Annotated in this window: 15 protein-coding genes and 2 tRNA genes; 4 read left to right on the top strand and 13 right to left on the bottom strand. The window is 44.4% G+C overall.

The features are described 5' to 3' along the window. Window positions 1-8: 8 nt before the first annotated feature. A complete protein-coding gene (locus M1D72_RS14985) occupies window positions 9-1,973 on the bottom strand; it encodes an alkyl/aryl-sulfatase (RefSeq protein ID WP_390189799.1) in 1,965 nt (654 codons plus the stop codon). Between the two features lie 831 nt (window positions 1,974-2,804). On the opposite strand from M1D72_RS14985, the gene mqo reads away from it, so the two are divergent. Then, window positions 2,805-4,403 (top strand): malate dehydrogenase (quinone), encoded by a 1,599-nt coding sequence (gene mqo, locus M1D72_RS14990; RefSeq protein WP_456295696.1) that lies wholly within the window; start codon window positions 2,805-2,807, stop codon window positions 4,401-4,403. A gap of 381 nt (window positions 4,404-4,784) precedes the next feature. Here mqo and M1D72_RS14995 read toward each other — a convergent pair. Further along, window positions 4,785-4,861 (bottom strand) — tRNA-Val (locus M1D72_RS14995). Window positions 4,862-4,899: 38 nt separating this feature from the next. Then, window positions 4,900-4,976, bottom strand: a tRNA-Val gene (locus M1D72_RS15000). Between the two features lie 358 nt (window positions 4,977-5,334). Between M1D72_RS15000 and M1D72_RS15005 the strand changes: the two genes are divergently transcribed. Further along, window positions 5,335-6,384 carry a GGDEF domain-containing protein gene (locus M1D72_RS15005; RefSeq protein WP_456295697.1) on the top strand — a complete coding sequence of 350 codons (1,050 nt, stop codon included), beginning with the start codon at window positions 5,335-5,337 and terminating at the stop codon, window positions 6,382-6,384. 16 nt (window positions 6,385-6,400) lie between these two features. On the opposite strand, the gene M1D72_RS15010 is transcribed toward M1D72_RS15005, so the two are convergent. Together M1D72_RS15010 and M1D72_RS15015 are read right to left on the bottom strand one after the other, a co-directional pair. Then, a complete protein-coding gene (locus tag M1D72_RS15010; protein WP_390189794.1) occupies window positions 6,401-7,066 on the bottom strand; it encodes a DUF2726 domain-containing protein in 666 nt (221 codons plus the stop codon). Window positions 7,067-7,248: 182 nt separating this feature from the next. Continuing rightward, entirely contained in the window at window positions 7,249-8,226 is a 978-nt protein-coding gene (locus M1D72_RS15015; protein WP_456295698.1) for a chemotaxis protein, read from the bottom strand. Between the two features lie 423 nt (window positions 8,227-8,649). Here M1D72_RS15015 and M1D72_RS15020 point away from each other — a divergent pair, with 423 nt between their 5' ends. Both M1D72_RS15020 and M1D72_RS15025 read left to right on the top strand, forming a co-directional pair. Then, a complete protein-coding gene (locus M1D72_RS15020; protein ID WP_390189792.1) occupies window positions 8,650-8,871 on the top strand; it encodes a hypothetical protein in 222 nt (73 codons plus the stop codon). Between the two features lie 273 nt (window positions 8,872-9,144). Then, window positions 9,145-9,702 (top strand): outer membrane beta-barrel protein, encoded by a 558-nt coding sequence (locus M1D72_RS15025; protein ID WP_456295699.1) that lies wholly within the window; start codon window positions 9,145-9,147, stop codon window positions 9,700-9,702. Between the two features lie 71 nt (window positions 9,703-9,773). Here the strand turns inward: M1D72_RS15025 and M1D72_RS15030 are convergent, their stop codons facing one another. The 8 genes from M1D72_RS15030 to cobA form a co-directional block, all read right to left on the bottom strand. Continuing rightward, the gene (locus M1D72_RS15030) at window positions 9,774-10,955 is read right to left on the bottom strand and encodes a tetratricopeptide repeat protein (RefSeq protein ID WP_456295700.1); all 1,182 of its coding nucleotides are present in this window, start codon (window positions 10,953-10,955) and stop codon (window positions 9,774-9,776) included. Beyond that, complete coding sequence (locus tag M1D72_RS15035; protein WP_390189787.1) at window positions 10,952-11,572, bottom strand: energy transducer TonB; 621 nt, start codon at window positions 11,570-11,572, stop codon at window positions 10,952-10,954. The genes M1D72_RS15030 and M1D72_RS15035 overlap by 4 nt, the downstream gene beginning before the upstream one ends. Then, on the bottom strand, window positions 11,572-11,976 hold the full coding sequence (locus M1D72_RS15040; protein WP_456295701.1) for an ExbD/TolR family protein: 405 nt from the start codon (window positions 11,974-11,976) through the stop codon (window positions 11,572-11,574). Before M1D72_RS15040 ends, M1D72_RS15035 begins: the two co-directional genes overlap by 1 nt. After that, window positions 11,973-12,476: a MotA/TolQ/ExbB proton channel family protein gene (locus tag M1D72_RS15045; RefSeq protein WP_456297404.1), complete on the bottom strand. Its 504-nt coding sequence runs from the start codon at window positions 12,474-12,476 to the stop codon at window positions 11,973-11,975. The genes M1D72_RS15040 and M1D72_RS15045 overlap by 4 nt, the downstream gene beginning before the upstream one ends. A gap of 59 nt (window positions 12,477-12,535) precedes the next feature. Then, a complete protein-coding gene (locus M1D72_RS15050; protein WP_456295702.1) occupies window positions 12,536-13,897 on the bottom strand; it encodes a MotA/TolQ/ExbB proton channel family protein in 1,362 nt (453 codons plus the stop codon). A 1-nt stretch (window position 13,898) separates the two neighbouring features. After that, a complete protein-coding gene (locus tag M1D72_RS15055) occupies window positions 13,899-14,681 on the bottom strand; it encodes a DUF3450 domain-containing protein (protein WP_456295703.1) in 783 nt (260 codons plus the stop codon). 160 nt (window positions 14,682-14,841) lie between these two features. Next, window positions 14,842-15,588, bottom strand: a complete 747-nt coding sequence (locus M1D72_RS15060; RefSeq protein WP_456295704.1) for a siderophore ferric iron reductase — start codon at window positions 15,586-15,588, stop codon at window positions 14,842-14,844. A gap of 91 nt (window positions 15,589-15,679) precedes the next feature. Beyond that, complete coding sequence (cobA, locus tag M1D72_RS15065; protein WP_456295705.1) at window positions 15,680-16,438, bottom strand: uroporphyrinogen-III C-methyltransferase; 759 nt, start codon at window positions 16,436-16,438, stop codon at window positions 15,680-15,682. Between the last annotated feature and the right edge of the window lie 65 nt (window positions 16,439-16,503).

The following is a 16,503-nucleotide window of genomic DNA, read 5'->3' on the forward strand; positions in this document are numbered from 1 at the left end:
TCACCTACCTATGGCGTCACAATGTTAAACCAGAAGTTAAAGCTATCGAGCATGCCGACAAAGTCTTTAAATACCTCTTTATCTCCACTTAAATCGATATCACCATCAGCGATGGCTTTTTCCAGTGTCACATTACCTAGCTGTACCTCATCTAAAATGCCTTTTGTTAAGGTTAGCGAGACATCAGGGTCATCGGTTTGCTTGCGAGTATGATTCAATACTGAGTGTTCAAGGTAGAGCGTGTATTTTTCATCAAGGTCCGTGAAATTTAAGTTGATAGCAAATGCTTTACCAGCTGCTTTTTCCGGTAAAATCCGCACGGCAAGGTAATCAAACAGCATCTCAGGTGGCATGTTTTTGATAATATCTGGTGAAGCTGTGTTGGTCCCACCGGCGGAAGGTGTCCCGTTTCTCAGTTCATACGCACCTTGAAGGTATACCGAACGCCAAGGTCCCGACTCCGCTTGATATCCAAGTTGTTCATAGGTGTCAGCCAAAAGCTGTTTCCCTTGCTGACTCTCGGGGTTGGCAAACACCACATGTTTCAGTACTTCTGCTACCCAACGATAATGACCAGTCTCGAAATCCGCTTTGGCTTTTTCTATCGCCGCTTTCTCTCCACCCATGTATTCGACGTATTTTTTCGCGGCGCTTTCCGGTGGCAGATTGTTCAAATCAGAAGGATTGCCATCGTACCAACCCATATAGCGCTGATACACCGCGCGGCTGTTATGACGTAAGGTTCCGTAATAACCTCGTGAACTCCAGCTATTTTCAATTTCGTCAGGGAAATGAATCATCTCTGATATTTCCGAACCAATATAACCTTGATTCATGAGACGAACGGTTTGATCGTGCGTATACTTATACATATCGCGTTGTGTTTTGAAATAGTCGACAATGTCTTGATTGCCCCACTTAGGCCAGTGGTGACTTTGAAATTTAACTTGAACTTGATCGCCCCACATCTCAATGGTTTGTTGTAAATAGCTCGCCCATTTCAAAGCATCTCGGACTTGCGCACCGCGCAATGTAAGAATGTTATGCATTGTATTGGTGGTATTTTCTGCCATCCACAATGCTTTTTTATCGGGAAACCAAGTGTTGATCTCTGTCGGCGCCTCAGTACCAGGTGTGTATTGGAATACCATTTTTACACCGTCGATAGTTCGTTCATCTCCGGTTTTCTCAATGGTATCGGTTGGTTTGATTAGCGTAGCTAACCCAGTCGATGTAGTTTGCCCTAACCCACCATTAACGCCACCGTACTGGTTACGCGGTAACAACGCACCATACATATAAATGGCTCTGCGCCCCATAGCATTTCCTGCAATGACGTTTTCAGATACCGCATGCTCCGTGAAACCGTGCGATGCGATAATTTTTACTTTTCCGGACTTCACATCTTCTTCATCGACAATACCCCGTACGCCACCAAAGTGGTCAATATGGCTATGACTGTAAACTACCGCAACAACTGGCCGCTCACCAAGTTGTTCATTTATAAAGTCCAAGGCCGCTTTTGCCGTTTCTTGAGAGATTAATGGGTCAAAAACAATCCATCCCGTGTCGCCTTGAATAAAAGTGATATTACTAAGATCGTAACCCCGTACTTGATATATACCCTCCGTTACTTCAAACAAGCCATTCATCATATTCAGTTGAGCGTTACGCCATAAGCTCGGGTTCACGGTATCCGGTGCCGCTTTAGTGACATCGATATATTGTTTGTAGGCTTCTAAGTCCCACACAATGTCACCTTGTTCATTTTTGATGGTTACTGTATCTTGCTCAGCAATCAACCCCCTCTGTGCTTCCTCGAAATCCTTCTTATCACTAAAGGGTAATGTCTGTTTGACTTGATTATTGATCTCAACCGTTGTCTTTGATGCGGGCTTTGGGTCCGCAGCCACGGAGCGATACGGAGACAATATTGTCACTCCCACTGCCAATGCGACGAGTGCTGGTTTCATTGAATTAATCCCTATTCTGTATTTGATCTCCTCAAGCGTAGAAAAATATTCAGTAAACTGTGCTCCACCCCAGGCCAGCATCAAGCAACTATATGAAATGTAGATAATTTCCAGAATAAAAATAAACAAAAACCAACTAAATACTTAGAGTGAAAACTACAAAACTGACCGCTGTTAGGCATAATCTATTATGTAAAAAACATGATCTTTGCATTTATTTATCATTAATAAATGTAGGGTTTAAATCATAATTTTCCTGAAGTTATTGATAGGCAAGCTTTAACGTCACACCATGTTATTAACCAATAAGTTTACGATGAGACCTCATAGGCTGGTACCAAAGACTGTGATTATAATCGGGATGCAAGTCAGAGAGGAAAACGTATCACATATCATTGGCGTAATACTGTAGTTAATTTTCATAATTTAAGAGCCAATTAGGAACGTTGCACGTGACAACCCGACAATCACACAAGCGAAAACACGCAACCTTTGACGTTTAAATCACGAGTTAATTGGCATATTGATCAGAAAATAAAAACACGTTTCAAAAAATAGCGATACATATATCACACCTTATCGAGAATAGTCAGCGCCCTGACTTACCCATCCAATCATTTTTAAGACAAACAAAAATGTGTAATTTTTGTTTCATTTTGGTAGTTTTATTACTGATAGAACTGCTCTATCCTTGTTCGCGATGTAAAAGCTAATCCGGCCAACGGACATAACAAGCGATAAAAATAGAGTTCGGTCACACAGGAACAGTGACGAATATAACGCGAACAAAATACTTAAAACTGCTTATAGATTAAGAGAGATTTCAGTCCCATGAAAAAGGTATCTGGTCAAAATGGATTCAACCAGCCTAACGAAAAACGAGAAAGTGAACTGGTTGATGTTGTACTAATTGGCGGAGGTATAATGAGCGCAACGCTCGGCACCTTCATTCAGCAATTAGAGCCGAATTGGCGCATCGAAATGTTTGAGCGCCTCGATGACGTCGCACAAGAAAGCTCAAACGGCTGGAATAATGCTGGAACAGGCCACTCATCACTTGCAGAATCCAATTACACGCCAGAAACGGCAGATGGCGAAGTAAAGTTTGGTAAAGCTGTTGATATATATGAGCAGTTTCAGCTTTCGCGTCAGTTTTGGGCCTACCTCGTAGACAGTGGATTAATCCAAGATCCAAGTACGTTTATCAATAGCGTTCCACACATGAGTTTTGTAGCCGGCGAAAAGAACGTTAATTTTTTACGTAAACGGTTTGAATTATTGAATTCAAAACCACTTTTTGAAGGTATGGTGTATTCGGAAGATAGAGAACAACTCAAGTCTTGGGCGCCACTACTTATGGAAGGACGCGATCCAAAACAGCCTGTAGCAGCGACACGTTCGCGCTTTGGTACGGACGTTAATTTCGGTGCCCTCACCCGCCAATTAATCGATATTCTCAGTTCTAACCGCCACTTTTCTCTTCATTTGCAACATGAGGTTCGGTCATTAAAACAACGCTCCGACGGCACATGGCAAATGACGGTGACTGATCTTACTCGCCATACTGAGCGTAACGTAGTCGCTAAATATGTGTTTATTGGAGCTGGCGGCGCTTCCTTAACGTTACTACAGAAATCCGGTATTCCAGAAGCAAAAAGCTATGGCGGGTTTCCTGTAGGTGGGCAATTCTTGGTCACAGAGAACCCTAATATCGTAAAAGCTCACCAAGCCAAAGTGTATGGTAAAGCCCCTGTCGGCGCGCCTCCCATGTCAGTGCCCCATATGGACACTCGGATTATCAACGGCAAGGAAGTATTGTTATTTGGCCCCTTCGCGAGTTTCTCAAGTAAATTTTTAAAGCAGGGCTCTTTGCTTGATCTTTTTGCTTCGGTCTCCCCGTCTAACTTACTGCCAATGACTCAAGTCGGATTGAAAAGCTTTGATCTTATCAAATACTTAGTTGGTCAATTGCTGCAGTCCAATGATGATCGAATGAAGGCATTACGCGAGTTTTACCCGCAAGCTACCCCAGATGATTGGACACTTCTCCAAGCCGGCCAGCGCGTACAAATCATTAAAAACATCCCTGGGCGAGGTGGCGAGTTACATCTTGGTTCTGAATTAGTTCACGCCAATGATGGCAGTTTGTCCGCTTTGCTAGGAGCCTCCCCTGGAGCATCGGTATCAGCATCTATTATGTTGAACCTTCTTGAGCGTTGCTTTACCGAACAGATGGCATCAGCCCAATGGCAGCAAAAAATTAAGCAGATGATTCCATCGTATGGCAAATCATTGGATGAGAACCCAGATTTAAACCAAGAAATTTTGTTGGCGACCAGTCGCACACTGCAGTTATCGCAGGATTTGGTTGAAGTACGTCGCTCTGAAATTCCTCCGGCTGAGGAAATCACCGCCGTTGGTGCCAATTAAGAATCTAGCATCCTCTGATTAACCCAAAGCCTCTCGATGAGGCTTTGGGGTTTCTCTTTTATTTTCTACAACATGTACCGTTTAGATGCTGTCTATTGGCTACTTATACGGTCAATGGAAGAATGGGCGTTCTTAACGACAGCGCTGAATGGATTTTGGATCCAGAGATCAACCGAGCGTACACTTAAGGGCACGGCTTTCTATTCCTATAAACCAAACGTTTCGCCGTAAACATTGGTATAGGCCTACGCGTTGACCGATGTTTACATCAAATAAACTCCGAAAGTTGAAAATTGAGTTCATGAGTCAACGAGAGTACGAAATAATTTTGAAAGGCTAAACACAAAAAGCCCGCTTAAAAGCGGGCTTTTTTGTTTAATTTGGTGGGTCCGGGCGAACTCGAATCGCCGACCCCTACCATGTCAAGGTAGTACTCTAACCAACTGAGCTACGGACCCAAATTTTGTGTTCAACTGAATCATCATTCAAGCAAGAATGGTGCGTCCGAGTGAACTCGAATCACCGACCCCCACCATGTCAAGGTGGTGCTCTAACCAACTGAGCTACGGACGCATTCTCTTTGAACGGGGAGGATATTACCCAGTGTTGTTTTTCGGTGCAAGTGGAAATTTGGCTTTTTAATGCTGTTTGATGCACTTATCACCTGTTTGACTATTTTTTATTCCCAATATCTGTAAAATGACCCGCTTACACCTTGCTGTTGATAAGTTTAAAAGTTATAACCGGATAGCGAGCACTAAAAAAACCGTGATCTAGATCCGTGACAGTGACCATGTTTACAACAATACAGCATACGCCAACGCGACATTCGTTCAAAATATGATTGATCGCTAGCACTAAAGTATTATTATGAATTTTAACATATTCACTATTTAGCATATCAACTTAGCATCGAAAGGATTCGATAAACATGGACATTGACTTGTTTAATCCCTCTAAACAGATCAGGACTCTGATTTTGTTTAGACTCAGTGTGTTACTCGCACTGGTTTCTTTGCTATTGGCTAGTTTTAACTTCTCTTACGGATACTACTTCCCCGCCACTGTTGACCTTATTTTTTGCCTTTTATCCGTTTGGGTTTATGTCCGAATTCGTAATTCTCGTTATAGCTTTATCGTGGCTAACCTCTATACCTATGCCATCATCACGTTAGTGATCGTTGGTACATTAACCACTCCGTTGAGTGATGGCTTCTTTATATGGAGCTGCTTATTTCCCGTGATGTTCTATTTGGTTCTTGGTAAAAGTTATGGCGTGATTTCAACGGCAATAGCCCTCGTGGTCGAAAGCATAACCATTACTTATAAACTCCACCACCTAGTGAACTTTGAAGGCAGCGCGTTTCTGGTGAACTTCTACCTGTGCTTCGCGTGTATTTGGGCGGTTGTCCATATTTTGGAAGAAAAACGCGACTATTCAGAAAATTCATTGGGAGAACTGGCATCAAGAGATGCGCTTACGGGGGTTTATAACCGTCATGCGCTAATGCATAACTTCGAAACCTATCGTACTCAGGTTGACCAGCAACCAATGGCACTTTTGATTTTAGACTTGGACTTTTTTAAATCCATTAATGATCGCTTTGGCCATCCGACAGGCGACAAAGTCTTGGTGCAAACAGCCAGTCTGATTGATGGGTTATCCGGTGAGAACTTGGTATATCGTATTGGTGGAGAGGAGTTTTGCGTCGCGCTTCCCAATGTCAGCACCAACAAAGCCAAACAAAAGGCAGAGCACCTGCGCTCTGCCATAGAAGCGTTTGAATTTAACGATAAGGAAACGCCCATTAAATTAACCGCCAGTATTGGAGTGTACCAATGTAATCGGCTAATTTCCCTCGAAGACGTTTTAAAGAAAGCAGATAACGAGTTATACCGGGCAAAACAAAACGGTCGAAACCAAGTGATGGTGTCCTGTTTCGAGGATCATCAACAAGAGCAAATTATTCGTTTCGGTTAACCCTCTACCTTTTTAGCTATAGTTCATCGTCCAGATCGTCAAACACCACGTTATAGTTTTCGGTGTAAGTACAATGCGGTTGGCGGCTACATGTAAAGAATTTCCTTCCTTTAAAATCCCCTTGTGATGCCACTTTAATGATCATTGGGCTACCACAACGCTTACAAAAACGGACTTCTTTATCAGGTTCTATCAGTTCGATGTGAGTGGCGAGCAAACGACGTAAACGCCCAACTTGATAACTGTATTTCATATGAGTGCCTATCAGCGGTAGATTTGCGCTTTTACACACATGTATCACTAATTTTTGGCGCTCGATTTTGCCTTTATCCAACTCTTTGCCGTTATCTAACTCAATCACGACTCGAGGTTCGAAAGTTCGTGGATCACAGATAACGTAATCAAAATAGCTGCGAGCGATGCGATTGTTGGCGATAAACCACTGCTTTTTGTCCGTGGCTTTCGGGCCAATAATTTGCGTCATCAAAACTTTGGGCATAACAACTCCGTTATTACCCACCGCAGAGACTAAAGCATTGTAGAATACGCTTTCGTTGCTATTTAACGTTGCCCCTTTTACTTTGTATTGGCTCTCTTTCAGCGGGCTCTGTTTAGCGACACGCTTCTGGACAATAAAGAAAAACATCACCAGAACGACGACAACAATAAAAACGCTTTCCATTCACCTTTCCGCTTTATCTAACAACTGTTAACCATTGATTATTCGGGTTTCCTTTTCAGGAGCAAGAAACTTTTCTATTTTATGGCTCAAATTGGCGAGTTTCCCACATCTTCAAGGCTCGCCAAAAATGAAAAAGCCCGAGCAATCGCCGGGCTTTATGTATCAAACAATAGAAATGAGCTTTAAGCGCCAAATACATATTTATCCATCATCGCAACCATCTTGCCGATTTCTGGTTTAGTGATGGTATCGTTGGCTCCCAAAGAAAGCGCCTTCTGTCGGTTATCATCACTCATCAACGATGAGAACATGACAATCGGCGTATCATTGTATGCATCGGTATCGCGCAGGCGTTTCACCAAGTGCATGCCATCCATACGAGGCATTTCAACATCACTGACCACAGCATTAATCAACTCTGACACGTTCATTTTTTCGTTCTTCGCCACTTCGGCGATTTCCATCAGTTTATCATGTGCTTCGCCACCATCTTTACAGGCAATGATATTGTAGCCAGCAGAGCTTAAGGTGTCCTGAATCAGGCTTCGAATAAACGCGGAATCATCAACGACCATCACGGTCTTCGCATTGCGTTTACCCACCATTTTTTGGTTAAGATCGACGCTTTTATCGACCTTCACATCGTATTTTTCCATACTCAGTTCTGGGTTGATATCCGCGATGATTTTTTCAAAGTCTAAAATCATGATCAAGTTGCCATCTTTACGCACAACAGCCACAACGCAGTCTTGTTCGCCGGCTTCAAGAAACTGGCTCGGAGACTCGACATCGTTCCAAGAAATACGGTGTATACGGCTGATGCTGTCGATAAGAAAGCCATTGGTCATGCGGTTGAAGTCAGTGACGATAACAAACTTTTTATCGATGTCACCACGGGTAGGAACACCGAGCCAACCAGCTAAGTCAACCAGTGGAGTTAAGACGTCTCGTGAAGAAAAAACGCCAATCATATGCGGCTGTGCGTTAGGGTAATCCGTGGTTTCGGGGACTTGAATAACCTCGCGCACTTTCGCGACGTTAATACCATAGTAACAAGTTTTGGTACCGCCATCAGGCAAGCGCTTTTCTAGATGAAATTCAATGATCTCTAACTCGTTGGTGCCGCTTTCGGTCAGGATGGTACTGCTGGAAACACTCATAATCGACTCTTACTCATCACAGGTAACTAAATCTTGGCAAACTCTGCGCCTATCACGTCAAAATGACATCACGCTGGTTACAACTTTACATTTATACTACTGATAAACTTTATATTTATAAACAGTTATCTCTATGTATCGTAGGAAACCAGAAAAACTTCAGAAATTTTTATTATTGTGCTAGTTCAGTCTAAAAATTGGCTTACGCCAGCTAAACTTTAGATACAAATCTTAATATCGTCCACATTCTGTCGCGGGCAAACGTCGAAAGCCCACCGACATCAAGCTGCGAGCTAAGTCATAACAGGACGGTGAGCGCTCAAGTTTTGTTGTGCAAAGTCTGCAAGCCTTTTCTACAATTTAGACAGAATAAGTTGGTACGCCTGAAAATGGATGGCAACGGTTAAGGTTTGAGGAACAAACATGAAACGTGACGCTTTTGGCATTTGTATCTCCCCTGCACTTCTCTCGCGTAATTTATCCAGTACTTTTACCCATATTCGAGGGTATGAAACTCGAGAGCAGCAAGACACCACGGTTAAGCTTGCTTTTCAGCAACTGTCTGGGGAACAACTCCTGAATACCGTCGAAAGTAATACTGAGCTTTTATGGCGTGCTGAGTACTGCTGTACACTTGATAAGTAAATCACACTCCGTTTAGCGCGCATTTTTTCACCGGTATATAGTGATTACCTGACAATTCGCTCGCCAACACTCATGCCAACTCCGCTGAACATCTCTATTCCCTTAATATTAATCAGGTTTCTTCTCACTAAACATACAGTAAAGCATACGCAAAAATTAGACATTCTCCTGAGCCTTTGTTTGCTAACACTATTCTGACAGTTGCATATTGGCTGCGTCCTATTTTATTGCCACGAGCTCTCAGGCTCTTGCAAATAAATAAGGACACTTAAAATGAAAAAAACTACGTTGGCGTTAGGCTTAGCAATGGCTTCTGTATCTGCTTTCTCTCAAGCAGCGGTAATGCTAGAACAAGGCACTCAAGAAGTGTCAGTACAAGGTAACTTAAACTTGGACTACTCTGATGACTACCTATTGGTTCTAGACTCTACTTACGGTTACTTCATCACTGACGATTGGGAAATCGGTGGTGGCCTTGGCATCAATATGTCAGAGCACAACAAACGCTTCGAATTCGGCGCGTTTACTGAGTATAACTTCACTAACTCTACCGACTTCGTCCCTTATGTTGGCGCAGCTGCGCAATTCGCAACATTGGACTATAAGAGCGGCCACGGCTTTGATGGCGATTGGGGCTCTGAAAAAGATGACGGTACCAACAACGCACTTAACTTCAAAATGGCACTGGGTCTAAAATACTTCGTAAACCCAAATGTTGCCTTAAGTGCAGAAGTTAACTACAACATCGCAACCGACGACGTTAACGTAACTAAAGATGGTCTTGAAGACAGCTTTACTAACATCGTATTCGGTACTCGCTTCTACTTCTAAGGCAGCGCGTTAAGAAACAAAAAAGGATGCCAATTGGCATCCTTTTTTATGTTGAGTCGGTGGATTGAAGTCTAGCTCTCAACACCTTGCTTGGTTTTTCTCAAGTTCGTGAGGAATTTGATCCAGCTTTCAGATTCTTTCGAATGCTCAATGTTATGCGCTTCTTTTGCTTCAACTAACGCTTTATCCAACTCATTAAGCTTGTAGTAAGCTCGGGCTTTCGCTAATAAGACTCTACGCTGCTTATCACGTTGCTCGACTTTTTCAAGCGCGACGATCGCACGGTCATAGTAGCCTTGCTGAAGCAGAACTTGTGCTAAGTTCCATTGATACTTGCTATCTTGGCGAGATGCCAGCTCCCACTGTTCAATTGCGTTATCCCACTCTTTGGCTTGTTGCCAATAGACAGCTTGCTGAGTGATAAGCTTCAACTCACTCTGTGAACCCGCAAGCTCAGAAAGCGTTATAGCGGCACGCTCTGGGATGCCTCGCTGCGCATAAAGTTGAGCAAGTAGACGTAAGTCTTGCTCAGAAAGCGCGAGCTTGTTCAGCTTCGCTAATGCCAGTGTATCAAGCGCTTTACCATACTGCTTAGTTTGCACTTGAAGACCAACCAACTGGCGCCACCAAGAGAGCTTATTTGGCTCCAGGCTGACCAATTTTTCCAACGTTGGAATGGCTGACTTCCAGCGTTCAAGGGCTAATTGCGCTCCCAACTTTAACGACAAAGTGGGCACTTCATTAATGGCTTTAAACTTCTGGTATTGCCCTAGAGAACTTAAAACCGGCGCCCATTGCTCAACTTGGTATTGCGCTTGCGCCAATCGAAACCAAATCTCTTCAGCTTTTTGATTTTGAGGCACATTCTTAGTCAATGCTTGGTAGTGACTAATCGCTTGCGTATATTGCTGATTAGTCATTAACAAATCAGCAAGCATGCGTTGTGTTGTCCAACCTTGCTCATCTTCAAGCAGGTGACTCTCAACCGCCTTTTTTAGATGGGCAATGGCCTGCTGGCTATTTCCAGCCTGCCAATAGAAAACGCCGAGCATACGCTCCACATAAGCGCGATCATAGTCACGAGAGGTATCTATCGAATTGAGCGCCTCAATGGCTGGTTTGTATTCCTCTTTTAAGGCAAGTTCATTGGCTTTTTGAACACGTATCGCCGTATATTGACTCAGTTGCGGCGCGGCAAAACTCGCCATAGAAAGCGTTAGCAAAGGGACTGAGCATAAAATTCGTCTGATCATTTTGCTAATTTAAACTCCACTTTAACTGTTTGGTTCGGCTGCTCGACAGCTTTCCCATCAATAATTTGCGGCTGATACTTCCATTTACTCAACGCTCTAACCGCTTCCCTGTCAAAAATTCGTTTCGGCTCGGAATCCGTGACTTGGATATCCGTTGGACGACCACTTTTGTCGATAGTGAACGACAGCGACACATAGCCTTCAATTTTGCGTTTCTGCGCGCGTAGCGGATACCGAGGATCAACACGGTTGATCGGCACTGCCTGTTGATTGACCCCAAAATCACCAAATGTTGGGGCGTTAATCGCGACCCCATGAATACTGGTGTCAAGTCCTAACGCTGGCGCGGCCTGAATGTCCGTCATTGGTGTCACATCTGCCTGCGCTTGACTGACTGGCGCTTGCTCTGGTACTTGAGGCATTTCAGGTTTATCTGGCACCGAACGCTGGCGGCGCTGAACATCTTGTTCGTTTTCTACCATCACCATATTAAAGCTCAGGGCCGGCTTGGATTCGGGCACTTTACGCCCTCCGTTATCAATCATCCACGCCATAAACGAGAACACAGCAAAAGCCATAACCAAGGCAACTGGTGCAGCGAGGAGAATACGTTTCACTACTGATTCTCCGCCGCTAACGCGATGTTTTTCACCCCGGCCCCCTTAGCAGCATCCATCACTTTAACGACGGTGCCGTTATAGGCTTGTTCATCCGCCTGAATAACTAATGACGCATCAGGCTTATCCAGTATCAAATGTTCCAGCGTCGCTTGAACGCGCTCAGCATCTACCATACGTTTATCGATAAAAATATCGTTGGCTGACGTGATGGCGACAAAAATACCCGCGTCTTTTTGGCTTACCGCATGTGACGCCTGAGGACGATTGACTTCCACACCTGACTCACGCACAAAAGAGCTGGTGACAATAAAGAAAATCAACATGATAAAGACGATATCTAACATCGAGGTTAAATCGATTTGTGCTTCTTCTGCTTTTGATTGACGTCTACCGAGTCTCACTTCTGACTCCTCAAAGATTTTTCTAATTTAACTTCTCGAATTTGACACGCTTTTACCAATCGAGCGTGGACAAACATACCCACTAATGCGGCCACCATGCCTGCCATAGTGGGCAGCGTCGCAAGTGAAATACCTGCGGCCATCAATTTCGGATTACTACTGCCTTGGTTGGCCATCACATCAAACACAGAAATCATCCCCGTTACGGTTCCCAGCAAACCGAGCATCGGACAAATGGCAACCAATACTTTGATAAAATTAAGGTTTTGCGTTAGATCGCTTTGCGCTTTTCCAAGCCAGCCCTCACGAATCGAACGAGCATACCAAGATGTTTGATCTTTACGTTGCTGCCATTTTTCAACCCACTCTGCACGCTGCTTAGGAAAGTAGAAAGACAGGTACAAAGCACGCTCAGCAACCAGCAGCCAATACACCAAAACCACCACGGCTAGCCACCAAAGTACTTGTCCACCTTGCTGCATAAACTGATGCAATGTCATCACCCAATTGGTGTTGATCAGAGCATCTGGCAACCAAGCAAATAAGCTAAAGCTTTCCATTACGCTGCATTCCCTACCGCAGAGTTCATAGAAGGTTTAAGCTCTTTTTCAGCCTGTTCGGCGACAAGGCCAATACCTTGCTTTTCAAGAATATTTCGAATGTGCTCAGCCTGTGAACTCAAGAAGTTATGGGCCAGCAATAACGGCATCGCCGCCACCAAACCAAGAACGGTGGTAATAAGAGCCATCGAAATGCCACCGGCCATCACTTTAGGATCGCCGTTACCAAATTGAGTGATCACCTGGAACGTTTCGATCATTCCGGTTACGGTACCCAGTAGCCCCAACATCGGCGCCAATGCAGCAAGAAGTTTCAACATCGACAACCCTTTTTCTAGGCTCGATTGTTCATCAACCACCGCTTCAAGCAGACGCAATTCTAATGCCTCCACTGTTTGATTTTGCTCTTTGTTGTATACCCCAAGAACACGCCCAAGCGGGTTATCACCCGGCTGCTGAGGATTTTTAAGCTGCGCACCAATTTTCTGACGCGCGATAGCTAAGCTCGAACCACGGACGACCGCAATAATCAAACCAATCAGCAATAGACCAAGAATAATTTTACCGACAACACCACCGGCTTGCAGACGCTCAGTCAGGCTTGGCGTAAGCGACAGTTGGTCAATCATCACACCTCGTGATGGGTCTACCACCATATTAACAATGCCGTCATCATCCAGAGCAGAAAGCGATGATAGGGTTGGACCATCCTCTGGTTGCTTCGCAAAACGTTGAGCTTCACCTTTCTCGCCTTTCCAATCGACATAACCTTGGTCTGTAATGAGGCCAAAGCTACCGATACGCTCTGCGGGCACCTGAGAAATCTGCCCTTGACCATCAACAAATTTAATCTCTGTATGAGAAAACTCACCGCTGGCTGAAATTTGTTCTTCAAATGCCTTCCAAAGACCGGTCAGTTGCTTCATCGACGGCAGCGACTTCGCGTCGACGATATCATCAACAGTCGATGCATATTGCTGGTTATCGGTTTTCGTTACGGATTGGTGGATTTCACTTTGCAGCTCTTTCGCGTTTTGACGTACGACGCCAAATACTTCACCTAGGCTGCCACTTTCAAGTCGCAACTGCTCTTCTAAGCGTGCTAGGTTGTCTTCATTTTGGCTAAACTGCTCAGTCAACTCATCCGTTTGCGTTTGCAGTTGCTCGCGCTCTGCTTGCAACTTGTTTTTTAACGTTTGCAGCTCTTGCTGAGTCTGCTTGAAACCGGCTTCACGCTGAGCGTTATGTTGCGCTTGTTGACGTTGTTCGGTTTGTGCGGAGCCTACGAGAGAGTCAGCTGCAAATACATTAAGTGACATTGTCACTGAAAGCATCGCAATAGAGAGTGTTTTCAATTTCATCTTAGTTTGCCTCTCCTTTTGCTAAAGACACTGGCAAGGTCAAAAGGCTTGGAGCACTTTGCTGCATTGCCACACTGAATGCTTTGTTGATTTCAGGTTGCAAGCTGGCGTCAACACTTTGCCAAGTCTGCGTTTTCTGGTTCCATGCCCAGTATTCACTCTGGTCGAAATTGCGTGCAACGAGCGAAATGCGCCCAAGGTGTAAAATATCCGCTTGACGAGTTTGGCCATCAATATCGACTTCGCCTTGATACGCATCTAATTTGGTGCCGTAATCCATCTCTATTTGGTACGCCTCCAAAATACGGCGGTATTTCTCTGCATCACTGACATCTGCACGCGTCATTAAAGACTCGAGCTTTTCGATACGCTGCTGACGTTGAGCCAATTTTATGGGTTTGTCATTGCTGACAATCGACTTTAATCCATCCAACATTGAATACATCAGCGGCACAATGCCTTGACGTGTATCTTTAATCTCTTCAATTTGCACCGCGAGACTGTCAGCTTCACCTTCTTGGCTTTTCACTAATGCGGACAAGTGGTCGCGGTACACTTTCATATTTTTTACTTCTTCTTGAAGTCGTTCGATATCGCCACGTAACTCCAAAGATTGCTCTGCACTTTTATCAATGTTTTTTTGGCTCGACGCCGAAGCCGCATTGGTTCTGCTCTGCACTGATTGAGCTTGATTTAACGACTCCTGCGCCCACAAAGACGCAGAAAAAGAAGAGGAATACACTGCCGCTAGTAAAAGGGCTAATTTGGATCTGGTTAGTTTCATATCAATAATCAATGACTTTAAGAAAAGTTACATGGCCGAGTTGATAAGCAATCTCATTATCACCTAGATTCCATAGTAACGATTTTTGATGTTAATTCCAATGACCAAAAACAAAGAACCTGAGAGTAACTCGGTCTCTACTGATTTTTTTGTCATTCGCCTAACGCGCTAACAATTCTTTGTTTTCAGGCAAACGTGGGCAGTTAGCACAGAGCCCGCGTCCATCGCATTTATAAATTAAACAGCAGCTTTTTCGTACTTGAACCAACTGTTCTGAAGGCAGTTTCTCAAGCAACGTGTCTGTTAACGATAACGGCAACCGACAGGCGTTAAGCCATAGTCGTGCGTGTTCAAAAACCTGCTCTCGAGACACCTGCTGGGCATAAAAACATTGCAATAAACACGCAATGATTGCATCGCCAAAAATATGGTCAGCAAACCCAGGGCGAATGCGTGTCCAGTTCGCCATATCTTCTCGATATTCATCAAACAGTCGCCGTAGTTGCTCGCCTGCTTTAACGATGACCTGCTCTAGATCACCTTGCTCGACGGTTAGTTCATCAAATTGGTAACCGGTTACAAAGCAGTCAGTTTTATATTGAATAAGTTGGGTTAACGTCGGCACGCGCTGAAAACCATAAACTGAAATAAAAGCAAGATAGGTGGGCTGCCAACATAGCAAGGACCAAGTTCGAGTGAGCCAATATGCACTGCCCGCCTCAGGGTTGCGTTGTTCAATCTGCGAATACAATTCCTGAACGACTTGAGCATTGGATTGCTGCGGTCGAATGGCTTTCAGTTCAACCTCGCCCTCATAGCCACACAAATAGGGTGTTATTTCAGACGATTTGACGTACAGCTGGGAAAAGAATGAAGATGCAGACATAAATACTTGAACAAATGACACGTCGATGTCGCAAGAATATAAGCTGCAGAAAATAAATGCAATTAGTTATCATTAACTGACATTAACTAATCTCATTATCAGCACAGCATACTCAAGGTTGGAACCAGTGTAGCTTTTGGTGCAATTCGGCCACCTGGCCAACCACAATCAGCGCTGGGCTTTCGGCTTGCAGCGCCAAATGCGGTAGTTGCTGCAAGCACCCCGTTATCACACGTTGGCGAGCCGTGGTGCCTCGTTCAATCACTGCACACGGCATATCGCCACTTACCCCCGCTTGAAGCAGGTTTTCAGTGATATGTCCACTTTGCTTCAGCCCCATATAAAACACTAAGGTTTGGTTACTTTGTGCAAGGCAGTGCCAATTGATTGGAGCTCCGTTTTTTTGAAGATGCCCAGTAATGAACTGGACACTTTGCGCGTAATCTCGATGAGTGAGTGGAATACCCGCGTAAGCCGTTGCACCAGCGGCAGCAGTGATACCAGGCACAACTTCGTAACGAATTTGGTGCTGCGCGAGCACTTCAAGCTCTTCGCCTCCTCGACCAAAAATAAACGAGTCTCCGCCTTTCAAACGCACAACACGTTTTCCTTGCTGCGCCTTGTCGACCAAGATCTGGTTAATTTGAGATTGAGGAACACAATGAAAATCGAGCTGCTTACCGACGTAAATACGCTCAGCGTCGGTCGGGGCTAAGTCAAGAATCGCTTGAGAAACCAAACGATCGTAGACCACAACTTGGGCTTGCTGAATAACACGCAGCGCTTTCACAGTCAGCAGCTCTGGGTCGCCTGGCCCTGCGCCTACTAAGGATACAAAGCCTAAATCGGCGAAGGAATGATTTGTCATCATTACGCAAGTCCTCATAAAAAGGAGAAGTACAGGAGTTTAAGGATAAAAAGTTACATTCACCGTTT

Source organism: Vibrio sp. AK197, assembly GCF_053903115.1.

Excerpts from the sequence above, each read along its gene's own strand:
- M1D72_RS14985 (WP_390189799.1), bottom strand. The coding sequence starts at position 1,973 with ATGAAACCAGCACTCGTCGCATTGGCAGTGGGAGTGACAATATTGTCT.
- mqo (WP_456295696.1), top strand. The coding sequence starts at position 2,805 with ATGAAAAAGGTATCTGGTCAAAATGGATTCAACCAGCCTAACGAAAAA.
- M1D72_RS15005 (WP_456295697.1), top strand. The coding sequence starts at position 5,335 with ATGGACATTGACTTGTTTAATCCCTCTAAACAGATCAGGACTCTGATT.
- M1D72_RS15010 (WP_390189794.1), bottom strand. The coding sequence starts at position 7,066 with ATGGAAAGCGTTTTTATTGTTGTCGTCGTTCTGGTGATGTTTTTCTTT.
- M1D72_RS15015 (WP_456295698.1), bottom strand. The coding sequence starts at position 8,226 with ATGAGTGTTTCCAGCAGTACCATCCTGACCGAAAGCGGCACCAACGAG.
- M1D72_RS15020 (WP_390189792.1), top strand. The coding sequence starts at position 8,650 with ATGAAACGTGACGCTTTTGGCATTTGTATCTCCCCTGCACTTCTCTCG.
- M1D72_RS15025 (WP_456295699.1), top strand. The coding sequence starts at position 9,145 with ATGAAAAAAACTACGTTGGCGTTAGGCTTAGCAATGGCTTCTGTATCT.
- M1D72_RS15030 (WP_456295700.1), bottom strand. The coding sequence starts at position 10,955 with ATGATCAGACGAATTTTATGCTCAGTCCCTTTGCTAACGCTTTCTATG.
- M1D72_RS15045 (WP_456297404.1), bottom strand. The coding sequence starts at position 12,476 with ATGACATTGCATCAGTTTATGCAGCAAGGTGGACAAGTACTTTGGTGG.
- M1D72_RS15050 (WP_456295702.1), bottom strand. The coding sequence starts at position 13,897 with ATGAAATTGAAAACACTCTCTATTGCGATGCTTTCAGTGACAATGTCA.
- M1D72_RS15055 (WP_456295703.1), bottom strand. The coding sequence starts at position 14,681 with ATGAAACTAACCAGATCCAAATTAGCCCTTTTACTAGCGGCAGTGTAT.
- cobA (WP_456295705.1), bottom strand. The coding sequence starts at position 16,438 with ATGATGACAAATCATTCCTTCGCCGATTTAGGCTTTGTATCCTTAGTA.